This window comes from Streptomyces guryensis (assembly GCF_021261325.1).
Taxonomy (GTDB): domain Bacteria; phylum Actinomycetota; class Actinomycetes; order Streptomycetales; family Streptomycetaceae; genus Streptomyces; species Streptomyces guryensis.
Genome location: NZ_JAJSBI010000010.1, coordinates 111,201 through 134,662, shown reverse-complemented (window position 1 = coordinate 134,662; position 23,462 = coordinate 111,201). Strand labels below are relative to the sequence as shown.

General features: G+C 69.7%; 23 protein-coding genes. 5 read left to right on the top strand and 18 right to left on the bottom strand.

Translation table 11 applies throughout. From position 1 onward, the window contains the following. Positions 1-4 precede the first annotated feature (4 nt). Genes nuoK through LJ657_RS21205 form a run of 11 tightly spaced genes read right to left on the bottom strand, consistent with a single transcriptional unit; the run spans position 5 to position 10,853 of the window. Positions 5-304: an NADH-quinone oxidoreductase subunit NuoK gene (nuoK, locus tag LJ657_RS21255; RefSeq protein ID WP_020130147.1), complete on the bottom strand. Its 300-nt coding sequence runs from the start codon at positions 302-304 to the stop codon at positions 5-7. Beyond that, the gene (locus LJ657_RS21250; RefSeq protein WP_232650348.1) at positions 301-1,143 is read right to left on the bottom strand and encodes an NADH-quinone oxidoreductase subunit J; all 843 of its coding nucleotides are present in this window, start codon (positions 1,141-1,143) and stop codon (positions 301-303) included. Before LJ657_RS21250 ends, nuoK begins: the two co-directional genes overlap by 4 nt. Next, on the bottom strand, positions 1,140-1,781 hold the full coding sequence (nuoI, locus tag LJ657_RS21245) for an NADH-quinone oxidoreductase subunit NuoI (protein WP_099930706.1): 642 nt from the start codon (positions 1,779-1,781) through the stop codon (positions 1,140-1,142). The genes LJ657_RS21250 and nuoI overlap by 4 nt, the downstream gene beginning before the upstream one ends. Beyond that, entirely contained in the window at positions 1,774-3,138 is a 1,365-nt protein-coding gene (gene nuoH, locus LJ657_RS21240; protein ID WP_232650347.1) for an NADH-quinone oxidoreductase subunit NuoH, read from the bottom strand. Before nuoH ends, nuoI begins: the two co-directional genes overlap by 8 nt. Beyond that, positions 3,135-5,639, bottom strand: a complete 2,505-nt coding sequence (locus LJ657_RS21235; protein WP_232650346.1) for an NADH-quinone oxidoreductase subunit G — start codon at positions 5,637-5,639, stop codon at positions 3,135-3,137. The genes nuoH and LJ657_RS21235 overlap by 4 nt, the downstream gene beginning before the upstream one ends. After that, positions 5,636-6,985, bottom strand: coding sequence for an NADH-quinone oxidoreductase subunit NuoF (gene nuoF, locus LJ657_RS21230; RefSeq protein WP_232650345.1), 1,350 nt, complete (start codon positions 6,983-6,985; stop codon positions 5,636-5,638). The genes LJ657_RS21235 and nuoF overlap by 4 nt, the downstream gene beginning before the upstream one ends. Next, positions 6,982-7,857 (bottom strand): NADH-quinone oxidoreductase subunit NuoE, encoded by an 876-nt coding sequence (gene nuoE, locus LJ657_RS21225; protein ID WP_232650344.1) that lies wholly within the window; start codon positions 7,855-7,857, stop codon positions 6,982-6,984. The genes nuoF and nuoE overlap by 4 nt, the downstream gene beginning before the upstream one ends. After that, positions 7,854-9,176 carry an NADH-quinone oxidoreductase subunit D gene (locus LJ657_RS21220; RefSeq protein ID WP_099930701.1) on the bottom strand — a complete coding sequence of 441 codons (1,323 nt, stop codon included), beginning with the start codon at positions 9,174-9,176 and terminating at the stop codon, positions 7,854-7,856. Before LJ657_RS21220 ends, nuoE begins: the two co-directional genes overlap by 4 nt. Then, positions 9,173-9,928 carry an NADH-quinone oxidoreductase subunit C gene (locus tag LJ657_RS21215; RefSeq protein ID WP_030945324.1) on the bottom strand — a complete coding sequence of 252 codons (756 nt, stop codon included), beginning with the start codon at positions 9,926-9,928 and terminating at the stop codon, positions 9,173-9,175. The genes LJ657_RS21220 and LJ657_RS21215 overlap by 4 nt, the downstream gene beginning before the upstream one ends. Beyond that, positions 9,925-10,479: a NuoB/complex I 20 kDa subunit family protein gene (locus tag LJ657_RS21210; RefSeq protein WP_007383964.1), complete on the bottom strand. Its 555-nt coding sequence runs from the start codon at positions 10,477-10,479 to the stop codon at positions 9,925-9,927. The genes LJ657_RS21215 and LJ657_RS21210 overlap by 4 nt, the downstream gene beginning before the upstream one ends. Before the next feature lie 14 nt (positions 10,480-10,493). Next, complete coding sequence (locus tag LJ657_RS21205) at positions 10,494-10,853, bottom strand: NADH-quinone oxidoreductase subunit A (RefSeq protein WP_003992243.1); 360 nt, start codon at positions 10,851-10,853, stop codon at positions 10,494-10,496. 769 nt (positions 10,854-11,622) lie between these two features. On the opposite strand from LJ657_RS21205, the gene LJ657_RS21200 reads away from it, so the two are divergent. Next, complete coding sequence (locus LJ657_RS21200) at positions 11,623-12,420, top strand: C40 family peptidase (RefSeq protein WP_232650343.1); 798 nt, start codon at positions 11,623-11,625, stop codon at positions 12,418-12,420. Positions 12,421-12,525: 105 nt separating this feature from the next. Here the strand turns inward: LJ657_RS21200 and LJ657_RS21195 are convergent, their stop codons facing one another. Beyond that, positions 12,526-14,340 carry a hydroxysqualene dehydroxylase gene (locus LJ657_RS21195; protein ID WP_232650342.1) on the bottom strand — a complete coding sequence of 605 codons (1,815 nt, stop codon included), beginning with the start codon at positions 14,338-14,340 and terminating at the stop codon, positions 12,526-12,528. Between the two features lie 89 nt (positions 14,341-14,429). On the opposite strand from LJ657_RS21195, the gene def reads away from it, so the two are divergent. Beyond that, positions 14,430-15,056: a peptide deformylase gene (gene def, locus LJ657_RS21190; protein WP_232650341.1), complete on the top strand. Its 627-nt coding sequence runs from the start codon at positions 14,430-14,432 to the stop codon at positions 15,054-15,056. 53 nt (positions 15,057-15,109) lie between these two features. Here def and LJ657_RS21185 read toward each other — a convergent pair whose 3' ends face one another. Beyond that, a complete protein-coding gene (locus LJ657_RS21185) occupies positions 15,110-16,426 on the bottom strand; it encodes a geranylgeranyl reductase family protein (RefSeq protein WP_232650340.1) in 1,317 nt (438 codons plus the stop codon). 100 nt (positions 16,427-16,526) lie between these two features. Between LJ657_RS21185 and LJ657_RS21180 the strand changes: the two genes are divergently transcribed. Together LJ657_RS21180 and LJ657_RS21175 are read left to right on the top strand one after the other, a co-directional pair. After that, complete coding sequence (locus LJ657_RS21180; RefSeq protein WP_232650339.1) at positions 16,527-17,051, top strand: GNAT family N-acetyltransferase; 525 nt, start codon at positions 16,527-16,529, stop codon at positions 17,049-17,051. Between the two features lie 137 nt (positions 17,052-17,188). Then, positions 17,189-17,470, top strand: coding sequence for a PASTA domain-containing protein (locus tag LJ657_RS21175; protein WP_232650338.1), 282 nt, complete (start codon positions 17,189-17,191; stop codon positions 17,468-17,470). A gap of 3 nt (positions 17,471-17,473) precedes the next feature. Here LJ657_RS21175 and LJ657_RS21170 read toward each other — a convergent pair whose 3' ends face one another. The 5 genes from LJ657_RS21170 to LJ657_RS21150 form a co-directional block, all read right to left on the bottom strand. After that, positions 17,474-18,166, bottom strand: a complete 693-nt coding sequence (locus tag LJ657_RS21170; protein WP_232650337.1) for a demethylmenaquinone methyltransferase — start codon at positions 18,164-18,166, stop codon at positions 17,474-17,476. A 286-nt stretch (positions 18,167-18,452) separates the two neighbouring features. Beyond that, positions 18,453-18,899, bottom strand: coding sequence for an imidazolonepropionase-like domain-containing protein (locus LJ657_RS21165; RefSeq protein ID WP_232650336.1), 447 nt, complete (start codon positions 18,897-18,899; stop codon positions 18,453-18,455). A 7-nt stretch (positions 18,900-18,906) separates the two neighbouring features. Next, complete coding sequence (gene mqnC / locus LJ657_RS21160; protein ID WP_232650335.1) at positions 18,907-20,121, bottom strand: cyclic dehypoxanthinyl futalosine synthase; 1,215 nt, start codon at positions 20,119-20,121, stop codon at positions 18,907-18,909. Between the two features lie 49 nt (positions 20,122-20,170). After that, entirely contained in the window at positions 20,171-20,947 is a 777-nt protein-coding gene (locus tag LJ657_RS21155; protein ID WP_232650334.1) for a prepilin peptidase, read from the bottom strand. Between the two features lie 32 nt (positions 20,948-20,979). Continuing rightward, positions 20,980-21,435 (bottom strand): SsgA family sporulation/cell division regulator, encoded by a 456-nt coding sequence (locus tag LJ657_RS21150; protein ID WP_232650333.1) that lies wholly within the window; start codon positions 21,433-21,435, stop codon positions 20,980-20,982. A 195-nt stretch (positions 21,436-21,630) separates the two neighbouring features. On the opposite strand from LJ657_RS21150, the gene LJ657_RS21145 reads away from it, so the two are divergent. Beyond that, a complete protein-coding gene (locus tag LJ657_RS21145) occupies positions 21,631-23,430 on the top strand; it encodes a sigma-70 family RNA polymerase sigma factor (RefSeq protein ID WP_232650332.1) in 1,800 nt (599 codons plus the stop codon). Positions 23,431-23,462: the final 32 nt, after the last annotated feature.

The following is a 23,462-nucleotide window of genomic DNA, read 5'->3' as shown; positions in this document are numbered from 1 at the left end:
CCCCTCAGAGCTTCATCAGGCTGGCGTCGTCGACCGAGGCCGAGTGGCGGGAACGGAACAGGGACACGATGATCGCGAGCCCGACCACGACCTCCGCGGCGGCGACGACCATCGTGAAGAAGGCGATGATCTGGCCGTCGAGGTTGCCGTGCATCCGGGAGAAGGTGACGAACGCGAGGTTGCAGGCGTTGAGCATCAGCTCGATGCACATGAACACGACGATCGCGTTGCGCCTGATCAGTACGCCGGTGGCGCCGATCGTGAACAACAGGGCGGCGAGATACAGGTAGTTGACCGGGTTCACTTCGACGCCTCCTCGGCCCGCTTGAGGTTCGCCGGATCGATCGGGGTCCGCTCCAGGCGTTCCTCCGCGCGCTGCTCCAGCGCCCGCAGGTCGTTGAGCGCCTCGGCCGACACGTCACGGATCTGGCCGCGTTCACGCAGCGTCTTGCTGACCGTGAGCTCGGACGGGGTGCCGTCGGGCAGCAGGCCTGCGATGTCCACCGCGTTGTGCCGGGCGTACACGCCGGGCGCCGGCAGCGGCGGCATGTGCTTGCCTTCCCGGACGCGCTGTTCGGACAGCTCGCGCTGGGTCTTGGCGCGCTCGGTGCGCTCGCGGTGGGTGAGCACCATGGCGCCGACGGCGGCGGTGATCAGCAGGGCGCCGGTGATTTCGAAGGCGAAGACGTACTTGGTGAAGATGAGGGCCGCGAGGCCCTCCACGTTGCCGTTCGCGTTGGCCTCGCCCAGGCCGTTGAAGTCCTTGAGGGAGGCGTTGCCGATTCCGGCGAGCAGCAGGACGCCGAAGCCGAGCCCGCAGAGAAGGGCCAGCCAGCGCTGGCCCTTGATGGTCTCCTTCAGGGAGTCCGCGGCCGTCACGCCGACGAGCATCACCACGAACAGGAACAGCATCATGATCGCGCCGGTGTAGACGACGATCTGCACGATGCCCAGGAAGTAGGCGCCGTTGGCGAGGTAGAAGATCGCCAGGATGATCATGGTGCCGGCGAGTGAGAGCGCGCTGTGCACGGCCCTCTTCATGAAGACGGTGGCCAGGGCGCCGATCACGGCGACGGTGCCGAGGACCCAGAACTGGAAGGCCTCTCCGGTGGAGGTGGAGTAGGCGGCGAGTTGCGCGCTCATCGGCCGATCACCTTCTCCGAGGCGGGCTCGTCCTCACCGAAGGTGGAGGCGGCCTCCTGGACGACCTCGCCCTTGGAGAGTGCCACCTGGCGCTCGGTGCCTGGCGCGGCCTCGGTGACGAGCCCCCGGTAGTAGTCCTGTTCGTCCATCCCCGGGTAGATGGCGTGCGGGCTGTCGACCATGCCCTCTTCGAGGCCCGCGAGCAGCTGCTCCTTGGTGTAGATGAGGTTGGCGCGGCTGGAGTCGGCGAGTTCGAACTCGTTGGTCATCGTCAGCGCGCGCGTGGGACACGCCTCGATGCACAGGCCGCACAGGATGCAGCGGGCGTAGTTGATCTGGTACACCCGCCCGTACCGCTCGCCCGGCGAGTAGCGCTCCTCGTCCGTGTTGTCGGCGCCCTCCACGTAGATGGCGTCGGCGGGGCAGGCCCACGCGCACAGCTCGCAGCCGACGCACTTCTCCAGGCCGTCCGGATGGCGGTTGAGCTGGTGCCGTCCGTGGAACCGGGGGGCGGTGGTCTTCTGCTGCTCGGGGTACTGCTCGGTCAGCCGCTTCTTGAACATGGCCTTGAAGGTCACGCCGAAGCCTGCGACGGGGTTCATGAAACCGGGCTTGGTCTCCTTGGGTTCCTCAGCCATCGGACGCCTCCTTTCCATCCGAAGATCCGTCACTGGCAGTATCCGGCCCGCCACTGACAATCAGCTCTCGCTCGCGGCGCGGGCTGCGCCTCGGCACCGCCGGCAGCTCCTGTCCCGGCAGCGGCGGCACGGGGAATCCGCCCGCCATGGGGTCGAATCCGGCGGCCTGTTCGGCAGGCTGCTCGGCCTTCCCCGCCTTGTCGCGGAAGATGTCGGCGACGAAGGACAGAAGCAGCAGGGCGAGGACGCCGCCGCCGATGTAGAGGGCGATGTCGGCGAAGTCGTAGTTCTCGTTCCTGAGGGCCCGGACGGTCGCGACCAGCATCAGCCAGACCACGGAGACCGGGATGAGGACCTTCCACCCAAGCTTCATCAGCTGGTCGTAGCGGACCCGCGGGAGCGTGCCGCGCAGCCAGATGAAGCCGAACAGCAGCAGCTGGACCTTGATCACGAACCAGAGCAGCGGCCACCAGCCGTGGTTCGCGCCCTCCCAGAAGGTGCTGATCGGCCAGGGGGCGCGCCAGCCGCCGAGGAAGAGCGTGGTCGCCACGGCCGAGACCGTCACCATGTTCACGTACTCGGCGAGCATGAACATCGCGAACTTGATCGACGAGTACTCGGTGTTGAAGCCGCCGACCAGGTCGCCCTCGGACTCCGGCATGTCGAAGGGGGCGCGGTTGGTCTCGCCGACCATCGTGACGATGTAGAGGATGAAGGAGACCGGCAGCAGGACGATGTACCAGCGGTCGTGCTGCTGCGCGACGATCGTCGACGTCGACATCGACCCCGAGTAGAGGAACACGGAGGCGAAGGCGGCGCCCATCGCGATCTCGTACGAGATCATCTGCGCGCAGGAGCGCAGGCCGCCGAGGAGCGGATAGGTGGATCCGGAACTCCAACCCGCCAGCACGATGCCGTAGATGCCGACCGAGGCGACCGCGAGGATGAACAGCATCGCGATCGGCAGGTCGGTCAGCTGCATCGTGGTGCGGGTGCCGAAGACGGAGATCTCGTTGTCGGCCGGGCCGAAGGGGATCACCGCGATCGCCATGAAGGCCGGGATGGCCGCGACGATCGGTGCGAGGACGTAGACGACCTTGTCCGCGCGTTTGACGATGACGTCTTCCTTGAGCATCAGCTTGATGCCGTCGGCGAGCGACTGGAGCATGCCCCAGGGGCCGTGCCGGTTGGGGCCGATGCGCAGCTGCATCCAGGCGACGACCTTGCGCTCCCAGACGATGGAGAACAGCACGGTCACCATCAGGAAGGCGAAGCAGAAGACGGCCTTGACGACGACCAGCCACCAGGGGTCGTGGCCGAACATCGAGAGGTCTTCAGCGGCGAGGTACGGGCTCATGCCTCCACCTCCTCGGGGGCCTCGCCGACGAGCGTCGCCGGGCCGATGCGGACGAGAGCGCCGGGCAGCGCCCCGGTGTCGGAGGCGACGCCCCCGCCTGCGGAGTTCAGCGGGAGCCAGACCACCCGGTCGGGCATCTCCGTGATCCGCAGCGGCAGTTCGACCGCTCCGGAGGGACCGGTCACGGCGATGGTGTCGCCGTCCTTGACGCCTGCCTCGGCGGCGGTCGCGGCCGACACGCGCGCGTGAGCGGCGTGCCGGGTTCCGGCGAGCGCTTCGTCGCCCTCCTGGAGGAGTCCCTGGTCGAGCAGCAGACGGTGCCCGGCCAGTACGGCTTCCCCGGCGGCCGGCCGCGGCAGCTGGGCCGCGGTCTCCAGGGGTTCGGTGGCGCGGGGCCCGTCCCAGGGACCGAGCCGGTCGATCTCCGCGCGTACGGTGCGCAGATCCGGCAGACCCAGGTGGACGTCCATGGCGTCGGCCAGCATCTGCAGCACGCGCGCGTCGGAGGGCGCGAGGCGGCGGGCCATCTGGTCCGGCTTGAGCGCGGCCTCGAAGAAGCGCACCCGGCCCTCCCAGTTGAGGAAGGTGCCGGCCTTCTCGGCGACCGCGGCGACGGGAAGTACGACGTCGGCGCGTTCGGTGACCTCACTGGGGCGTAGCTCCAGCGACACCACGAAGCCTGCCTCCTGCAGTGCTTCACGCGCGCGTGCCGGATCCGGCAGGTCGGCGACCTCGACGCCCGCGACCAGCAGTGCCTGCAGTTCGCCCGTTGCGGCGGCCTCGACGATCTGGCTGGTGTCGCGGCCGTAGCGGTGCGGGAGTTCGGCGAGGCCCCAGGCCGCGGCGACCTCCTCACGCGCGCGTGGATCGGTGGCAGGGCGTCCGCCCGGCAGCAGCGAGGGCAGCGCGCCCGCCTCAAGGGCGCCACGCTCACCGGCCCGCCGCGGGATCCACACCAGCTGGGCGCCGGTTGCGGCGGCGGCCCGTACGGCGGCGGTGAGAGCGCCTGCCACAGCGGCCAGCCGCTCGCCGACGACGATCGCCGCGCCCTCGGCCCGCAGCGCCTCGGCCGCCTTCGCCCCGCCGTCCTCCAGTCCGACCCCGCTGGCGAGTGCGTCCAGCCACTCGGTCTCGGTGCCCGGAGCGGCGGGCAGCAGCGTGCCGCCGGCCTTCTCCAGGCCGCGCGTGGTGTGCGTGGCGAGCGAGAACACCTTCTGCCCGTGCCCCCGCCAGGCCTTGCGCAGCCGCAGGAAGACGCCGGGCGCCTCCTCCTCGGCCTCGAACCCGACCAGCAGAACGGCGGGCGCCTTCTCCAAGGAGGTGTACGTGAGGCCCGTACCGTCGAGATCACGTCCGCGTCCGGCGATCTTCGCGGCGAGGAAGTCGGCCTCCTCGGCGCCGTGCACGCGCGCGCGGAAGTCGATGTCGTTGGTGTCGAGGGCCACGCGCGCGAACTTGCTGTACGCGTAGGCGTCCTCGACGGTGAGGCGGCCGCCGGTCAGGACGCCGGTCCTGCCGCGCGAGGCGAGCAGTCCCTGAGCGGCGATCTGCAGCGCCTCCGGCCAGGAGGCCGGTTCGAGGTCACCCTCCGCGTTCCGTACGAGCGGCGTCTGGAGCCGGTCCCGCTGCTGCGCGTACCGGAACCCGAACCGCCCCTTGTCGCAGATCCATTCCTCGTTGACCTCGGGGTCGTTGGCGGCGAGCCGCCGCATGACCTTGCCGCGCCGGTGGTCGGTGCGGGTGGCGCAGCCGCCGGAGCAGTGCTCGCACACGCTCGGCGAGGACACGAGGTCGAAGGGCCGGGAGCGGAATCGGTACGCCGCCGAGGTCAGGGCGCCGACGGGGCAGATCTGGATGGTGTTGCCGGAGAAGTACGACTCGAAGGGGTCGCCCTCGCCGGTGCCGACCTGCTGCAGCGCGCCCCGCTCCAGCAGTTCGATCATCGGGTCGCCCGCGATCTGGTTGGAGAACCGGGTGCAGCGGGCGCACAGCACGCACCGCTCACGGTCGAGCAGCACCTGTGTGGAGATGGGGACGGGCTTCTCGTACGTCCGCTTCTTGCCCTCGAAGCGGGACTCGGCCTGCCCGTGGGACATGGCCTGGTTCTGCAGGGGGCACTCGCCGCCCTTGTCGCAGACCGGGCAGTCCAGCGGGTGGTTGATGAGGAGGAGCTCCATCACACCGTGCTGGGCCTTCTCGGCGACCGGCGAGGTGAGGTGGGTCTTCACGACCATGCCGTCCGTGCAGGTGATGGTGCAGGACGCCATCGGCTTGCGCTGGCCCTCGACCTCGACGATGCACTGCCGGCAGGCGCCGGCCGGGTCGAGCAGAGGGTGGTCGCAGAACCGGGGGATCTCGATGCCGAGTTGCTCGGCGGCCCGGATGACCAGGGTGCCCTTGGGCACGCTGATCTCGGCGCCGTCGATCGTCAGCGAGACGAGATCCTCCGGCGGGACCGCCGCCTCTCCCCCACCTGCGGGAGCGCTGGTGGTCACGGTCATGCGTTCACCTCCGTGCGGTCGGCCCAGGCCGTCGAATTGGCAGGGTCGAAGGGGCACCCGCGGCCCGTGATGTGCTGCTCGTACTCCTCGCGGAAGTACTTCAGCGAGGAGAAGATCGGCGAGGCGGCGCCGTCGCCGAGGGCGCAGAACGACTTGCCGTTGATGTTGTCGGCGATGTCGTTCAGCTTGTCGAGGTCGGACATGACGCCCTTGCCCGCCTCGATGTCGCGCAGCAACTGCACGAGCCAGTACGTCCCTTCGCGGCACGGCGTGCACTTGCCGCAGGACTCGTGGGCGTAGAACTCGGTCCAGCGGGTGACGGCGCGCACGACGCAGGTCGTCTCGTCGAAGCACTGCAGGGCCTTGGTGCCGAGCATGGATCCGGCGGCGCCGACTCCCTCGTAGTCGAGGGGTACGTCGAGGTGCTCGTCGGTGAACATCGGCGTCGAGGAGCCGCCCGGCGTCCAGAACTTGAGGCGGTGGCCCGGCCGCATGCCGCCGCTCATTTCGAGGAGCTGGCGCAGTGTGATGCCGAGCGGGGCCTCGTACTGGCCGGGGCTGGCGACGTGGCCGCTGAGCGAGTAGAGCGTGAAGCCGGGGGACTTCTCGCTGCCCATCGACCGGAACCATTCTTTGCCCCGATGCAGGATTGCGGGAACCGACGCGATCGACTCGACGTTGTTCACAACAGTCGGGCACGCGTAGAGGCCCGCCACCGCAGGGAAGGGGGGACGGAGCCGCGGTTGACCCCGGCGGCCTTCGAGCGAGTCGAGCAGTGCGGTCTCCTCACCGCAGATGTACGCGCCGGCGCCCGCGTGCACGGTGAGCTGGAGGTCCAGCCCGCTGCCCAGGATGTTCTCGCCGAGGTAGCCGGCCTCGTAGGCCTCGCGCACGGCCTCGTGCAACCGCCGCAGTACGGGGACTACTTCACCACGCAGATAGATGAAGGCATGCGAAGACCTGATGGCGTAACACGCGATGACGATGCCCTCGATGAGGCTGTGCGGGTTCGCGAAGAGGAGCGGGATGTCCTTGCACGTCCCGGGCTCCGATTCGTCGGCGTTGACAACTAGATAGTGTGGCTTTCCATCTCCCTGGGGAATGAACTGCCATTTCATTCCGGTCGGGAATCCCGCGCCGCCACGGCCGCGCAGCCCGGAGTCCTTGACGTACGCGATCAGGTCGTCCGGGGACATCGCGAGCGCCTTGCGGAGCCCCTCGTATCCTTCGTGCCTTCGGTAGACGTCCAGCGTCCAGGACCGGTCCTCGTCCCAGAAGGCCGACAGCACGGGTGCGAGCAGCTTCTCGGGGCTGTTGTTCCTGAGTTCGGGTGCCAAGGTCATCACTCCCCCTCCTCGGCGGCAGGCCCTGCCGGGTGGGCCGGGTCGGAGGCCGACGTGTCGTGCGGCGCATCGTGTGAGCTCAGGTGCTCGGTCGGCGACGGTTCGTGCACTGCCCTGTCCTGCGGCTCGTCCTCGTGCGGGCCGCCGTCCCGCGGATGGACCACGCGCGCGGGTGCGGTCTCTCCCCTTGCCAGGCGGAGGCCCACCAGCGACGCCGGTCCCGCACTGCCGCTCTCCTCGACGGCCCCTGGCCGCTCGTCGGGGAAGCCGGCCAGAATCCGCGCGGTCTCCTTGAAGGTGCACAGGCGCGCCCCGCGCGTGGGCTCGACGTCGCGTCCCGCGCGCAGGTCGTCGACGAGGCGCTTGGCGCTGGCCGGGGTCTGGTTGTCGAAGAACTCCCAGTTGACCATCACCACCGGCGCGAAGTCGCAGGCCGCGTTGCACTCGATGTGCTCCAGGGTGACCTTGCCGTCGCCGGTGGTCTCGCCGTTGCCGACGCCGAGGTGCTCCTGGAGCTCCTCGAAGATCGCGTCACCGCCCATCACCGCGCAGAGGGTGTTGGTGCAGACGCCCACCTGGTAGTCACCGGACGGCTTGCGCCGGTACATGGTGTAAAAGGTGGCGACCGCGGTGACCTCGGCCGTGGTCAGGTTCAGCATGTCCGCGCAGAACTGCATCCCGGTGCGCGTGACATGGCCCTCCTCCGCCTGCACGAGATGCAGCAACGGCAGGAGTGCGGACCGGGAGTCGGGGTAGCGGGCGATCAGCTCGCGCGCGTCCGCCTCGAGCCGGGCCCGGATGTCGTCCGGGTAGGCGGGCGCGGGCAGTTCGGGCATGCCCAGGCTGACGCCCCGCTCGGAAGAACTGGTGGTCACCGGTCGACGCCTCCCATCACGGGGTCGATGGACGCGACGGCGACGATGACGTCGGCGACCTGGCCGCCCTCGCACATCGCCGCCATGGCCTGCAGGTTGGTGAAGGACGGGTCCCGGAAGTGGACCCGGAAGGGGCGGGTGCCGCCGTCGGACACGGCGTGCACCCCGAGTTCGCCCTTGGGCGACTCGACGGCCGCGTACGCCTGTCCCGGCGGCACGCGGAAGCCCTCGGTGACCAGCTTGAAGTGGTGGATCAGGGCCTCCATGGAGGTGCCCATGATCTTCTTGATGTGGTCGAGGGAGTTGCCGAGCCCGTCCGGTCCCAGGGCGAGCTGGGCGGGCCAGGCGATCTTCTTGTCGGCGACCATGACCGGGCCGGGCTGCAGCCGGTCCAGGCACTGCTCGACGATCCGCAGCGACTGGCGCATCTCCTCGAGGCGGATCAGGAAGCGGCCGTAGGAGTCGCAGGTGTCGGCGGTCGGGACGTCGAAGTCGTACGTCTCGTAGTCGCAGTACGGCTGCGTCTTGCGCAGGTCGTGCGGAAGGCCGGTGGAGCGCAGGATCGGGCCGGTGGCGCCGAGGGCCATGCAGCCGGCCAGGTCGAGATAGCCGACGTCCTGCATACGGGCCTTGAAGATGGGGTTCCCGGTGGCGAGCTTGTCGTACTCCGGGAGGTTCTTCTTCATCTTCTTCACGAACTCGCGGATGTGGTCCACCGCGCCGGGCGGCAGGTCCTGCGCGAGTCCGCCGGGGCGGATGTACGCGTGGTTCATCCTGAGGCCCGTGATGAGCTCGTAGATGTCGAGAATCATTTCACGATCACGGAATCCATAGATCATGATCGTGGTGGCGCCGAGTTCCATGCCGCCGGTGGCGATGCACACCAGGTGCGAGGAGAGCCGGTTCAGCTCCATCAGGAGCACCCGGATGATCTTGGCGCGCTCGGTGATCTGGTCCTCGATGCCGAGGAGTTTCTCGACGGCGAGGCAGTAGGCGGTCTCGTTGAAGAAGGACGTCAGGTAGTCCATCCGCGTCACGAACGTGGTGCCCTGCGTCCAGGTGCGGAACTCGAGGTTCTTCTCGATGCCGGTGTGCAGGTAGCCGATGCCGCAGCGGGCCTCGGTGACCGTCTCGCCGTCGATCTCCAGGATCAGGCGGAGCACTCCGTGGGTGGAGGGGTGCTGGGGCCCCATGTTGACGACGATGCGCTCGTCGTCGGCCCGGGCCGCGGACTGGACGACCTCGTCCCAGTCGCCACCGGTGACCGTGTAGACGGTGCCTTCAGTGGTCTCGCGAGGAGAGGCTTGCGAAGTGCTCACGAGTACGACCTCCGCTGGTCCGGAGCCGGGATCTGGGCGCCCTTGTACTCGACGGGGATGCCGCCGAGGGGGTAGTCCTTGCGCTGCGGATGGCCCTGCCAGTCGTCCGGCATCATGATCCGCGTCAGGGCCGGGTGACCGTCGAAGACGATCCCGAAGAAGTCGTAGGTCTCGCGCTCGTGCCAGTCGTTGGTGGGATAGACGGAGACCAGGGACGGGATCTTCGGGTCGGCGTCCGGGGCGCTGACTTCGAGGCGGATCAGCCGGTTGTGGGTGATCGAGCGCAGGTGGTAGACGGCGTGCAGCTCGCGGCCCTTGTCGTGCGGGTAGTGGACGCCGCTGACGCCGGTACAGAGCTCGAAGCGCAGCGCGGGGTCGTCGCGCAGGGTCCGGGCGACCCGCAGCAGATGCTCCCGCTCGATGTGGAAGGTGAGTTCGCCGCGGTCGACGACCGTCTTCTCGATCGCGTTGTCCGGGAGCAGGCCCTGCTCCTCCAGCGCGCCCTCGAGTTCGTCGGCGACCTCGTCGAACCAGCCGCCGTAGGGGCGGGCCGCGGGTCCCGGGAGGCGGACCGAGCGGACCAGGCCGCCGTAGCCGGAGGTGTCGCCACCGTTGTTGGCGCCGAACATGCCGCGCTGGACGCGGATCTCCTCGCCGCCCTCGCCGCGCTGGCCGGGGAGGTTGGATGCGCCGAGGTCCTTTTCGGGGTTCACCCCGTTCGACGCTCCGTTGGTGCCGTTCGCGTCGCTCACCGCAGCAGCCCCTTCATCTCGATCGTGGGCAGGGCCTTGAGCGCCGCTTCCTCCGCCTCGCGTGCCGCTTCCTCGGCGTTCACGCCGAGCTTGGAGCTCTGGATCTTCTGGTGCAGTTTGAGGATGGCGTCCATCAGCATCTCGGGCCGTGGCGGGCAGCCGGGCAGATAGATGTCGACCGGGACGATGTGGTCGACGCCCTGGACGATCGCGTAGTTGTTGAACATGCCGCCCGAGGAGGCGCAGACCCCCATGGAGATCACCCACTTCGGGTTCGGCATCTGGTCGTAGACCTGGCGCAGCACCGGCGCCATCTTCTGGCTCACCCGGCCGGCCACGATCATCAGGTCCGCCTGGCGGGGAGAACCTCGGAAGACCTCCATGCCGAAGCGCGCCAGGTCGTAGCGGCCGGCGCCGGTGGTCATCATTTCGATGGCGCAGCAGGCGAGGCCGAACGTGGCCGGGAAGACGGACGCCTTGCGCACCCAGCCCGCGGCCTGCTCGACGGTGGTCAGCAGGAATCCGCTCGGCAGCTTTTCTTCGAGTCCCATGTTCTAAAGGCCCCTCAGTCCCATTCCAGGCCGCCGCGCCGCCATACGTACGCGTACGCGACGAAGACGGTGAGCACGAAGAGCAGCATCTCCACGAGCCCGAAGATCCCCAGGGCGTCGAACGTGACGGCCCAGGGGTAGAGGAAGACGATCTCGATGTCGAAGACGATGAAGAGCATCGCCGTCAGGTAGTACTTGATGGGGAAGCGCCCGCCGCCGGCCGGCGTGGGGGTCGGCTCGATCCCGCACTCGTAGGCCTCGAGCTTGGCCCGGTTGTACCGCTTCGGACCGATCAACGTGGCCATGACCACGGAGAAGATCGCAAAGCCTGCCCCGAGGGCTCCCAGTACGAGGATGGGCGCATACGCGTTCACCGCTCCTCGCTCCTCTCAGTCGGCACTGACTGCTGGCGATGGCACATCGGACTCACACCGACCTCATACGCCTCCCCAACCCCGCCCGTCCCGGGCGAAGATCGAGAACATGTGAAGCAGGTCACAAGCCCAACTGCCTCGCATCTTATGCCCGCCGCTCTGTGATCTGCGACACGGGGTATTACACAAGCTTTGTGATCTCCACCACCTGACGAAGGATCATGAAGTCGGATGAGCAGTGATCTTCCTACCTGAAGTGTCCGAGTGATCACCAGACGTGGCATTTTCGCTCGTCGGCGCAGCTCGCGAGGGGCGTCTCAATATCAAGAGACTTCCCTTGCATGCAAATTGGTGTTGGACGAGATGTCCTGATAGTGACCCGCGTTCACACATCAGAGGGAGGTGCGCTGTGCGGTGTGGACGCGTGCACACATTCACGAGCGGGGTCCGGTCGTGACCCGAGCGCAATCGGGTCGTGATCTTCGCGCGAGACGCACACATTGCCGTGACCGTTGCGTGACCTCCGCCACACCGTGAGAGGTGCCTGAGAGCGGGGCTTGGCCACCTGTCCCAACCAGTGGTAGGTGCGGGGCAATCCGGGCGTAATCATGAAAGACCGTGATCACGGGCCTGATGGGCCGTGCCCGCAATGTCCGTTACGGCGTCAATAAAGAGTGAGAGACCCGGAATTCGGGGCGCCGACTGAACAACTGTGGCGCAGCACACATTTCTTGAAGGTATGGAGGAGCCCCTGATACCCGTTGTTCTCATGTCCCACACCGCTCACATACGCAGCCACCGGAAGCCCCGCCGCAGCGCGACGACGAACATCGCCGTGCGCGCCGGAGTTGCCGGTGGCGTTCTCAGCATGGCGGCGGCGGGCGCGGCCTCGGCGAACGCAGCCGAGACGACGCAGACCCTGCAACTGCCCACCCTGACGGCCGATCTGGCCAACCAGGTCGCCCAGTCCGCGGCCGCCACACAGCAGGCAGCCGCGAACTACGAGCTGCAGGCCGAGCGTGACACGGCCGCCGCAAACGCCGCGAAGCAGGCCAAGGCGGACCTCGCGGAGGCGAAGAAGAAGGCCGAGGCCAGGAAGAAGGCCGAGGCCGCCCGCAAGGCCGCCGCCGAGCGGGCCGCGTCCCGCAGTGCGGAGCGGACCACCCTCGCCGCCACCACGTCGACCCTCTCGACGAGTTCGTCCACGGCCACCGGTTCGGCTGCCGCGATCGTCAACTTCCTCAAGGCTCAGGTCGGTAAGGCCTATGTGTCCGGTGCGACCGGTTCATCCGCCTATGACTGCTCGGGCCTGGTGCAGACCACCTTCAAGCAGATCGGCATCAGCCTGCCGCGGGTCTCGCAGGACCAGTCGACCGCCGGCACCCCGGTGTCTCTGAGCAACCTGCAGCCGGGCGACATCCTGTACTGGGGCAGCGCGGGCAGCGCGTACCACGTGGCGGTGTACGTCGGCGACGGCATGTTCGTCGGCGCGCAGAACCCGTCGACCGGTGTGGTCGAGAGGCCGCTCTCCTACGACCCGCCGACCGGAGCGGTGCGGGTGCTCTGACGCACTCCACAGCGCAACACGTGCGGCACGGACGCACGGAAGGGCCGCAGCCGCTCGGGGGCAGCGGCCTTTCCGTCCTTTCCGCCGGGCCTGTGCCGGACGGCCCTATCCCAGGTCGAAGGTGTTGGGCAGGCCGAGCTTGTAGCGCAGTTCGTCGGCCCGCTTCAGGGGCTCCATCTCCGGCGGCCGGTACAGCTCCCAGATCTCACACGGCTCGGCGTCCGAATTGTCCGCGTCCAGGAGGGCGTTGACCGCCCGTCGCGCGGACTCGTTGGCGCCTTCCATCGTCGCCAGGTCGACATCGGTGTGGACGTAGTCGCCGGCGAGGAAGAAGTTCGGGACCGTCGTGCGGGCCGAGGGGCGGTTGTAGAGCGTGCCCGTGGGGTGGATGAGGAGCTGCTCGCGGTTGTGCGGGGCGGGGCCGCCGAGGCCCGTCACCGCCGGGTCCATGAACCAGCCGAGGCGGTCGTCGTCCGTGAGGGTCGTCTTGCCGGAGTCGTTGAGGCCGTCTTTCAGCTGGGCCCAGAGCTCGGCGACGATCTCGTCCTTGGTGCACTCCTTGGCCGTCTTGCCGTACAGGATGCCGGGCTTGTCCCACTCCGAGATGATCGCGGACAGGCAGTCGTGGGCCTGTCCGTCGCCGTAGTCGCGCGAGAAGTCCCTCACGTCCCAGAACTGGGCCTGCCCGATGCCCGTCACCGACCACGGTGAGTCGAGGCAGTTGATGTGGCCGTGCACGACGGGGGTGGGCGTGCGCAGGTAGAACATCACGCCGGTCATCCAGTCGGTCCGCAGGGCGTCGCAGCGCGCCAGTTGCGGATCCGCCGCCCGCAGCGCCCTGCCCCACGTCCCGCGCGCGTGCTCGACGGGCATGGCGGAGACGTAGTGGTCGGCGGTGACGGTGCGCTCCTGGCTGCCGTCGCGGGCCGCGAGGCGTACGCCGGTCACCCGGCCGCCCTCGTACACGACCTCCCGGACCTGCGTCCCGAGCACGAACTCGACGCCCCGGGAGCGAAGGTGGGTCTCCCAGGGGTCGATCCATGCCTCGCTGGTGGGGGCGTTGAGGACGCGGTCGATGTCGGCGTCGCCGTCCAGGCCGCGGCCGAGCAGGCCCCAGAGGATCAGGGCCTCGATGATGACGCGGCCGACGGTGCGGGTGGAGGCCACCTCCGCGCGTGTGGCGACGAGGTTGCGGGTCTGGCCGATGCCCAGGAGGGTCCGGTACTCCTCGCTCATCTCCTCGGCGCGGATGAAGTCCCACCAGGCGGTCTTCTCCCACTGGTCCTCGCGGCGGGCGTCGCAGCTGGTGAGGTGGACGAGGAGGCGGTCGGCGAAGTAGGCGGCCTCGTGGGCGGGCAGGCGGGTGCCCAGGTCCAGGGCGGAGAGGATCTGGTCGCGGATCCAGGACGAGGTGATGTCGCCGGGTGCGGGCGGCGTGGTGACGCGGCGCAGGGGGAAGTGCAGGTCCGCGCGGCCGGAACTGCGGGCGAACAGTTCCTCGGTGGCGCCTCGCAGGTTGCCGTGGACGCCGGTCGCGTTGCCGGGGAAGGGGATGCGGCGCATCGTGTCCGGCAGGTTCCGGTAGAAGCCGGGGAAGAAGCGGAAGCCGTGCTCGCCCGGGAGCGGCCGCCGGCCGCCGGTTCCGGTGCCCGGGACGGGCATCGAGCGGGCCTTGCCGCCGAGGACGTCGTAGTACTCGTACACGGTGACGGCGTAGCCGCGTTCGGCGAGTTCGTGGGCGGCGCTGAGGCCGGAGACTCCGCCGCCGAGGACGGCTACGCGTTTGCCGGCGGAGGCCGCGTGCGCGCGTCCGGCGGGCCATAAGGCGAGCGCGCCCGCCGCTCCCCCGGCACCGGTGAGGAAGCGTCTGCGGGTGTGGCCGGTGTTCTCCTGCGGCTGCCGCGCGTGTTCTGTTGTCATGAACAACGGAGGGTAGGGAGGGGTCCCGCGCGCCGGAACCCGTTTCCCCGCCACTCACGGCATCCTCACAATCACAGGGAGACACAGACATGCCACGTGTGTTCGTGCAGGGCAGGCCCGTCGACTCGTATCCGCCGCTCGCGCCCGAGGCCCGACGCGGGAAGGTGCGGCGCGTGACCGAGGTCGGGGAAGAGGTTCTGCACCGGCCGTGCCGGGACGTGACGGAGTTCGGGCCCGATCTCGCCGCGCTCATCGACGACATGTTCCTGACGATGTACGTCGCCGAAGGGGCCGGGCTCGCTGCGAACCAGGTCGGCGTCGGCCTGCGGCTGTTCGTGTACGACTGCCCGGACGACGAAGGGGGCCGGCACGTCGGGCACGTCGTCAACCCGGTGCTCGACACCCTCGGCCCCGCCGGGCGCCGGCTGCTCGACGAGAGCGAGGGGTGTCTGTCGGTGCCGGGCGCCGTGATGGACGTACCGCGTCCGGACCGGGCGGTGGTGCGCGGATTCGACAAGGACGGCGAGCCCCTGACCATCGAGGGCACGGGCTACTTCGCACGCTGCCTGGCGCACGAGACCGACCACTGCGACGGCCAGGTCTATCTGGACCGGCTCTCCGGGCGGGAGCGGAAGGACGCGCTCCGGCAGGTGGCGGACCGGCGCGACGAGGTGTTCGCGCGCCGGGCCGCCAACGTGGAAGCCCTCAAGGGCTAGTCACGCCTTCGGGGTCACCCTGGTAGGACCGAGTCCGAGGTGGTCCCGCATGATCAGGCTTTCGGGGCCACCTTGCTCAGCCCGTTGATGATCCGGTCCATCGCGTCGCCGCCGGTCGGGTCCGTCAGGTTCGCCAGCAGCTTCAGGGTGAACTTCATCAGCATGGGGTGGGTCAGGCCGCGCTGGGCCGCGATCTTCATGACCTTCGGGTTGCCGATGAGCTTCACGAAGGCGCGGCCCAGTGTGTAGTAGCCGCCGTAGGTGTCCTTGAGGACGCGCGGGTAGCGCTGCAGGGCGAGTTCACGGCTCGCGGGCGTCGGGCGGGCGTGGGCCTGGACGATGACGTCGGCGGCGATCTGGCCGGATTCCATGGCGTAGGCGATGCCCTCGCCGTTGAAGGGGTTGACCAGGCCGCCGGCGTCGCCGACCAGGAGCAGGCCCTTGGTGTAGTGGGGCTGGCGGTTGAAGGCCATCGGGAGGGCGGCGCCGCGGATCGGCCCGGTCATGTTGTCCGGCGTGTAGCCCCAGTCCTCCGGCATGGAGGCGCACCATGCCTTGAGGACCTCGCGCCAGTCCAGTTCCTTGAAGGAGTCGGAGGTGTTCAGGACACCCAGGCCGACGTTGGACGTGCCGTCGCCCATGCCGAAGATCCAGCCGTAGCCGGGGAGCAGGCGGTCCTGCGGGCCGCGGCGGTCCCAGAGTTCCAGCCAGGACTCCAGGTAGTCGTCCTCGTGGCGGGGCGACTCGAAGTAGGTACGGACCGCGACGCCCATCGGGCGGTCCTCGCGGCGGTGCAGGCCCATCGCGAGGGAGAGACGGGTGGAGTTGCCGTCGGCGGCGACCACGAGCGGGGCGTGGAAGGTGACTTCGCGCTTCTCCTCACCGAGCTTGGCGTGGACGCCGGTGATGCGGCCCGTGCGGTCGTCGACGATCGGCGCGCCGACGTTGCAGCGCTCGAAGAGCCGGGCGCCCGCCTTCTGGGCGTTGCGGGCGAGCTGCTCGTCGAAGTCGTCGCGCTTGCGGACCAGGCCGTAGTCCGGGAAGGAGGCGAGATCCGGCCAGTCCAGCTGGAGGCGGACGCCGCCGCCGATGATGCGCAGCCCCTTGTTGCGCAGCCAGCCGGCCTCCTCGGAGATGTCGATGCCCATGGCCACGAGCTGCTTGGTGGCACGCGGCGTCAGGCCGTCGCCGCAGACCTTCTCGCGGGGGAATTCGGTCTTCTCCAGCAGGAGCACGTCGAGACCCGACTTGGCGAGGTGGTACGCCGTGGTGGAGCCGGCCGGGCCCGCGCCCACGACGATCACATCGGCGGTGTTCTCGGTGAAGGGCTCGGGCGACGGCTCGGAGTGGGGCTCGGTCACGACGGTCACGGCGGGATCTCCCCAAGTTCGACAAATCTCTGTGCCGAGCGGCACTGGACACAGGCAGTCTATTCAGCAGAATTGATCACCTGGTTGAAGGGCTGCCCTCGTGAACCGAGCTCTCCCCGTAGTACGGCTGCGTGTCCCCACCGACGAGGACGCGGTCGCCTGGCACCGGGTCTTCGACGACCCGGACGTAATGGAGTTCCACGGCGGCAGGTCCGCCGGCCTCTCCGTCTACGAGGAGCTCACCGCCCGGCAGCGCAGACACGACGCGGAGCTCGGCTTCTGTCTGTGGACCCTGGTGGGCGAGTCCGGTCAGGTCATGGGCTTCACGGGCGCCCAGCCGTGGCCGCAGGACTGGGGACCCAAGGGCGAGATCGAGATCGGGTGGCGGCTCGGGCGGGCGTTCTGGGGCGAGGGGTACGCCACCGCGGCCGCGCAGATGACGCTGGAGCGGCTCAGGGCGGCGGGCGTGCCGAGCGTGGTGGCGATGGTCAGGCCCGGGAACGAGCGGTCCATCGCGGTCACCCGGCGCCTGGGCATGGAGCAGGCGGAGAGCTTCCCGCACCCACGGCTCCAGGAGGACGCCCTCTGCTTCCGGCTCCAACTCCAAAACGGTCACGCACAGTAACCGACTGCTACAGAAAGACACTTGGCGCTTCCGGTCGGCACCCCCGTGCGGTTACCCTTCCAGTACCGCTGGGGGTGACATCTGTGCGAATAACACCCAAAACACCCGAGGTACGCGTACCAAGGCTGGTCGGACTGATGGCCATGGACGCGCGCAGGACGGCGGAGGCGACGGGCCTCTTCCTGAACGCGCCGGACCGGCCCGACTTCCACCAGACCGTGGTCGAGTACGTCGTACGGCAGTACCCGCAGCCCAATGCCGAGGTGCCGCGGGACTCCGTGATCTACGTGTGGTTCGAGTTCGGCGAGGGAGAAGGCGGCGGAGGCGTCCGCGAGCCACGCATTCCGAGGCCCCCGACCGGCGGGCTGCAGCGCGAGCTGGACGAGCCGGGCGACCCGTACATCGTCAGCTCCGCCTGAATCTCAGCCCTTGAACCCGCGGTGCAGGGCCACGACCCCGCCCGTCAGGTTCCGCCACGCCACCTTCGACCAGCCGGCCTTCTGCAGGCGCTCGGCCAGCGCGGGCTGGTCCGGCCAGGCGCGGATGGACTCGGCGAGGTAGACGTAGGCCTCGGGGTTCGAGGAGACCGCGCGGGCGACCGGCGGCAGGGCGCGCATCAGGTACTCGGTGTAGGCCGTGCGGAAGGGCGCCCAGGTCGGGTGCGAGAACTCGCAGATCACCACCCGGCCGCCGGGCTTGGTCACCCGGTACAGCTCGCGCAGGGCGGCGTCGAAGTCCTGCACGTTGCGCAGCCCGAAGGAGATCGTGACCGCGTCGAAGACGTCGTCCCTGAACGGCAGCCTCGTCGCGTCGCCCGCTGTCAGCGGCAGCCACGGGTGCTTCTTCTTGCCGACCTGGAGCATGCCGAGGGAGAAGTCGCAGGGGACGACGTACGCGCCCGTACGGGCGAAGGGCAGCGAGGACGTGGCCGTGCCCGCGGCCAGGTCCAGGATCTTCTGCGCGGGCCGGGCGTCGACCGCCCGGGCCACCTCCTTGCGCCACACCCGGTCCTGGCCGAGCGACAGCACGTCGTTCGTCAGGTCGTACCGTTCCGCCACGTCGTCGAACATCGAGGCGACTTCGTGCGGCTGCTTGTTCAGGGAAGCGCGGGTCACGTCGGCCATTGTTGCAGCACGGCCCGCGGCTCCCGCTCAGGGGAGGAGCCTGGGTCTCTTCGTCGCCGCCACGTCCTCCACGTCCTCCACGTCCTCCACCCAGCCGCACAGCACGACGAACACGGCGATCAGGAATCCAGCCGACGCCGAACGTCGACCTCGACGATCGGGGCGAACAACGTGAAGGGGGCTCCTCGTCCGATGCCGGGCATGTGCGGACGTTCGCCGAGGAGAAAGGGGTGCCCGGGTCTCGGAGTCCGGGAGCGTCCGCAAAGGCCTCTGCGGGCTAACGACGCCTGTGTACGAGGCGCCCCGCGCACACCGTCGCGACGCACGCGCCGGTGTCGTCGAACACGGCGAGGTCGGCCCGGCCGGACTCGGCCAGAGCCGGAGGCCGCGCACCGGACAGGACGAGGACGTCGTTCCGGTCGGCCGCCGCCCGCAGTCCGGGTGAGTCGGCGTACTGCGCGAGGATCGCCACGGCGCCCGACTTCAGCACGGCATGAACGCGTTCGCGCGGGCTCGGGGCGTCGGGAAGCGGGCCCTCGTGGAGGCGCCCGGGCTCCAGCACGCCCGGCCAACTCCGCACCCGCGCCTGCGGAAACCGCTCCCGCACCTGAGCCAGCGGACCCACCGCGGCGATCGAGTTCCCCTCGACCGCCACGGCGCCGCCCTCGATCGGTTCGGCGTCCCGGCCGGTGCGGACCTCGTCCGCCGCGTGAATCGTCAGCACCGGTACGTCAGTTGGAGGCCAGCAGCTTCAGCTCGGGATGCGCGGTGCCGCCCGCGATCGCCGTGGACGAGATGTGCGACATCACCCGCTCGTCGACCGGGTCGTTCGCCGGGTCGTCGTGGACGACGATGTGCTCGTACGTCGTGGTCCGCTGGGCGGGCACCCGCCCGGCCTTCCTGATCAGGTCGATGATCTCGAGCCGGTTGGAGCGGTGCTTGGCGCCGGCCGAGGAGACGACGTTCTCCTCCAGCATGATCGAGCCGAGGTCGTCGGCGCCGTAGTGCAGGGACAGCTGCCCGACCTCCTTGCCGGTGGTCAGCCAGGACCCCTGGATGTGCTGGACGTTGTCCATGAACAGCCGCGCGATGGAGATCATCCGCAGGTACTCGAAGAGCGTGGCCTGGGTGCGGCCCTTCAGGTGGTTGTTCTCGGGCTGGTAGGTGTACGGGATGAAGGCGCGGAAGCCGCCCGTCCGGTCCTGTACGTCACGGATCATCCGCAGGTGCTCGATGCGCTCGGCGTTGGTCTCGCCGGTGCCCATGAGCATGGTGGACGTCGACTCGACGCCCAGGCCGTGCGCGGTCTCCATGATCTCCAGCCAGCGCTCGCCGCTCTCCTTGAGGGGCGCGATGGCCTTGCGGGGCCGCTCCGGCAGCAGTTCGGCGCCGGCGCCCGCGAAGGAGTCGAGCCCGGCGGCGTGGATCCGCGAGATCGCCTCCTCCACGCTCACCTTGGAGATCCGGGCCATGTGCTCGACCTCGCTCGCCCCCAGGCTGTGGATGACGAGCTGCGGGAACTCCTTCTTGATGGCGGCGAAGTGCGTCTCGTAGTACTCGACGCCGTAGTCCGGGTGGTGTCCGCCCTGGAACATGATCTGGGTGCCGCCGAGTTCGACGGTCTCCGCGCACCGCCGCAGGATGTCGTCCAGATCCCGCGTCCAGCCCTTCGCCGTGTCCTTGGGAGCGGCGTAGAAGGCACAGAACTTGCATGCCGTGACACACACGTTCGTGTAGTTGATGTTGCGCTCGATGATGTACGTCGCGATGTGCTCGGTACCGGCGTACTTACGGCGGCGTACGGCGTCAGCGGCAGCGCCCAGCGCGTGCAGCGGAGCGTCGCGGTAGAGGTCGAGCGCCTCTTCGGGGGTGATCCGACCACCGGCCGCGGCGCGGTCGAGGACGGCTGTGACATCAAAAGATGTGAGGTCGGCCTTCTCGGTCACCGGGGCGTCCCTTTCGTCAAGGGTTGTGGACAGACCTGCCCAGCCTACGTCAGGCCGTGTACGCCCCGACCAGCAGCCCGAGAAACGCCCCGCCGATCAGGAACGGCCCGAACGCGATGGCCGTCCTGCGTCCGGCCCGCCGCGCGACGACGAGCGCTCCCCCGTACAGCGCCCCGAGCAGGAACGCGGCGAGGGTGCCGAGCATGAGCGTCGGCCAGCCGTACCACCCCAGGGCGGCGCCCGGTCCGAGCGCCAGCTTGACGTCCCCGAAGCCCATGCCGCCCGGGTTGATGAGGAACAGCAACAGGAAGAACGCGCCCAGCGCAAGGGCTCCGTACAGTGCCGTGGTCCAGTCACCGGCGTGCTCGGGCAGCAGTGCCACCACGCCGAGCAGCACGAGGACGGCGCCCGCGAGCGGCAGCGTCAGCACGTCGGGCAGCCGCCGCACCCGGAGGTCGACGGCCGCGAGCAGCACGCCGACAGGCCCGAGCAGCAGCCAGACCCCGAGCTCGGGGCGCGTGCCGGTCGCGGCGGCGAGGGCAGCGCAGACGAGAGCGGTGGTCAGGGAGAGGGCAGGGGTGCCAGGACCGTACGACCGCTTTCCCACGCCGTCATCGCCTCTTCGCGCAGTCCCCGCCGGGGAGTTGTCGGCGCACTCCCCGCACCGGGCCGACCCGATCCAGCCGCCGATCGGATGCCCGTCGGGACACAGCTCCCGCCAGGGCTCGTCGGACGGCACGGAGAACCGGTAGGCGGCCCTCGGCAGCAGCGCTCCTGCCACGGCGCCCCAGAGGAGGGCGACGGCGATCAGCAACCCGGTAGTCATCCCCACCCAACCGTTCGGTTCCGGGCCCAGCCTCACACAGCGCCGAACAGCGAGGCGAGCCCGCGGTCGAGGGCCGGCTCCAGGGGCTCGCCGCCCGGCTCGGTGACCGTGTAGGAGCGGAGCAGGAAACGGTGGAGGGCGGCCGTCCCGAAGCGGACCGCCGCGATGCCCTGCGGGGCGTGGAGTTCCACGACGGTGTGGGACGGGCCGTGCGGGCGCAGCCGTACCGTGCCGAGACCCGCGGGGCCGCCCAGTCCCTCCTCCAGAAGGCTGCGGGCGAAGGTCCAGGTCACCTCCTCCTCGTCGAGCGAGGCCCAGGCGGGGAAGACGAAATGGACCGCCAGGGGGTCCTCGGAGAGGTAGCGGAGGGTGACGGGCACCGCCAGTTCGTCGTGGTCGGGGGCGAGCAGGTGCGCGCCGGTGGGCTGCTCCAGGGCTATGTACACGAGGGGGGCTCCCTTTTCGGGCATGTAGAGCATTTCGAGCATGTCGGTTTCCGCGGCGGCCAGTTGGGCCTGTGCAGCTCATGAGCGCCTTGGGGGCGTGGGTATTACGCCGCAACAGAAGAGAACTTTCGTGACGTGCGCCACATCGGCGATACGCCGCAACTTTGATTGAAACTTTTGCCATCTAGGCTTACAAAACCTTTCCCCGCCCTCAGTAGGCAACTGGAGCGTTCCGCCATGTCCGACGGTTCCACTGCAGTGTCCGCACCGGCTTCCGCGTCCCATGCCGCCACGGCCGCGTACGCCCGGATCTATGAGGAACAGCAGCCGCGACTCGTCGCCTACGCCCGCTCGCTCACCCGGAACGCCTGGACCGCCGAAGACCTCGTCGCCGAGGCGCACTTCCGGGTGTGGCGGCGGCTGGCCGCGGGGCACGAGATCGACAACGTGCCGGCGTATCTGATGACGACGGTGCGGCATCTCGCGATCGCCGCCGGAAGCGCGGTGCGCGAGACGCCACGGGATCCGCACGGTGAGGAGCGGGTCGAGACGGACACTCACCCGCACGCGGACGACCCCGCCGAGCGGGTGTCCTCCGTCGACCTGGTGGTGAGGGTGCTGGGGCAGTTGCCCGAGCGGTGGGTGAAGGCGCTGTGGCTGGCCGAGGCGGAGGGGCAGCCGCTGGCCGCGATCGGTCCGCAGCTCGGGACCAAGGAGGGTGCCACGGCTGTGCTGTTGCACCGGGCCCGGGAGGGTATGCGGCAGGCGTTCCTGCGGACGCAGACCGGTGCGCCCGACGATCCCGCGTGCCAGGTGTACTGGGCGCGTATGCCCGCGTATGTGCGGGGTGCGGCGACCGCGAAGCAGTCCGAGCGGCTGCTCGGGCATGTGGAGGCGTGCGACGACTGCCGGTCGCGGCTGGCCGCCCTGATGAGCGCCAACGACCGGTTGCCCGCGCTCGTCGGTCCCGCGCTGCTGGTGTTCGTGGTGGGCGGTGCGGGCAAGTTCCTGCTCGCCTTCACCGCCGGATCGGCCGGTGCGGCGACCGCGGCCGGCGGGCACGGCGGGCTGCTGCACGGAGTGCGCCAGGTGGCGGTCGGCGGTTCGAAGACGCAGGTGGCGGCTGCTGCCGGGGCGGTCGTGGCGGGCGCCGCCGCGCTCCTGCTCGTCCTCGGCCCGGCCGACGCCGGCCGGATTCCGGCGCAGCGCACACCGGTGGCCGACGCGCCCGCGGCTCAGGTCCCGGTGGCCCAGGCGCCGGCGGGGCCGCCGTCGACGGGTGCACTCACCGCCGTTCCGAAGAAGGACGGTACGTCGGCCCATGGAGCCGGCGTCCAGGGCAGCGAGCGGGCGCGCACGCACGACACCGACAGGACCACGACGGCCGCACCGAAGCACCGTGACGCCGATGAGCCCGCGCCGGCTCCGGCCGGGGACACGACCGGGGGCAGGACGGTGGACACACCGCCGCCCACCGGGCCCGCACCCACCGAGCCCGCACCCACCGAGCCCGCACCGAGCGAGCCCGCACCCACCGAGCCCGCACCGACCGAGCCCGCACCGAAGGGAACGGATCCGGCTCCCCCGGAGACCGGCGGGACGGCTCAGCAGCCGGAGGCCCCGCCCACGCCCTCCGACCCGTACCCGAACCCCCCGGCTCCAGGCGAACAGCCCCCGGCGCCTCCGGCCAAGGAGACGCCGGAACCCCCCGCCGCCCCCTCCGACGACAACTCTCCCAAGACTCCGGCGGCTCCCTCCGATCACACCCCCGAAGCCGACCCCCCGAGCGCACCCACGCCCTCGTCGCCGCCCGCATCGGAGCCCGAGGACCCGACTCCCGTGGCACCCGAGCCTGTTGAAGACCCGGCCCCCTCGGCGGACGACACCGGCACGACCCCGGTCGCACCGCCCGCCCAGGACCCGTCACCGGCCACGCCCAGCCCCACCGGCACCGGGCCCGCCGCACCACCGGTCTCCACTCCTCCCGCAGACGGCTGCGGGAACCCGCACGGCAGCGCAGGGCACGGCCCGGAGTAGACGCGAGTCCTGCGCCGAGCCCGCCTCGTCCC

What these genes read in the sequence shown, in the direction of transcription:
- LJ657_RS21250 (WP_232650348.1), bottom strand. Translation starts at nt 1,143, where the DNA reads ATGAGCGCGCAACTCGCCGCCTACTCCACCTCCACCGGAGAGGCCTTC.
- nuoI (WP_099930706.1), bottom strand. Translation starts at nt 1,781, where the DNA reads ATGGCTGAGGAACCCAAGGAGACCAAGCCCGGTTTCATGAACCCCGTC.
- nuoH (WP_232650347.1), bottom strand. Translation starts at nt 3,138, where the DNA reads ATGAGCCCGTACCTCGCCGCTGAAGACCTCTCGATGTTCGGCCACGAC.
- LJ657_RS21235 (WP_232650346.1), bottom strand. Translation starts at nt 5,639, where the DNA reads ATGACCGTGACCACCAGCGCTCCCGCAGGTGGGGGAGAGGCGGCGGTC.
- LJ657_RS21210 (WP_007383964.1), bottom strand. Translation starts at nt 10,479, where the DNA reads ATGGGACTCGAAGAAAAGCTGCCGAGCGGATTCCTGCTGACCACCGTC.
- LJ657_RS21200 (WP_232650343.1), top strand. Translation starts at nt 11,623, where the DNA reads ATGTCCCACACCGCTCACATACGCAGCCACCGGAAGCCCCGCCGCAGC.
- LJ657_RS21195 (WP_232650342.1), bottom strand. Translation starts at nt 14,340, where the DNA reads ATGACAACAGAACACGCGCGGCAGCCGCAGGAGAACACCGGCCACACC.
- def (WP_232650341.1), top strand. Translation starts at nt 14,430, where the DNA reads ATGCCACGTGTGTTCGTGCAGGGCAGGCCCGTCGACTCGTATCCGCCG.
- LJ657_RS21175 (WP_232650338.1), top strand. Translation starts at nt 17,189, where the DNA reads ATGGCCATGGACGCGCGCAGGACGGCGGAGGCGACGGGCCTCTTCCTG.
- LJ657_RS21155 (WP_232650334.1), bottom strand. Translation starts at nt 20,947, where the DNA reads ATGACTACCGGGTTGCTGATCGCCGTCGCCCTCCTCTGGGGCGCCGTG.
- LJ657_RS21150 (WP_232650333.1), bottom strand. Translation starts at nt 21,435, where the DNA reads ATGCTCGAAATGCTCTACATGCCCGAAAAGGGAGCCCCCCTCGTGTAC.
- LJ657_RS21145 (WP_232650332.1), top strand. Translation starts at nt 21,631, where the DNA reads ATGTCCGACGGTTCCACTGCAGTGTCCGCACCGGCTTCCGCGTCCCAT.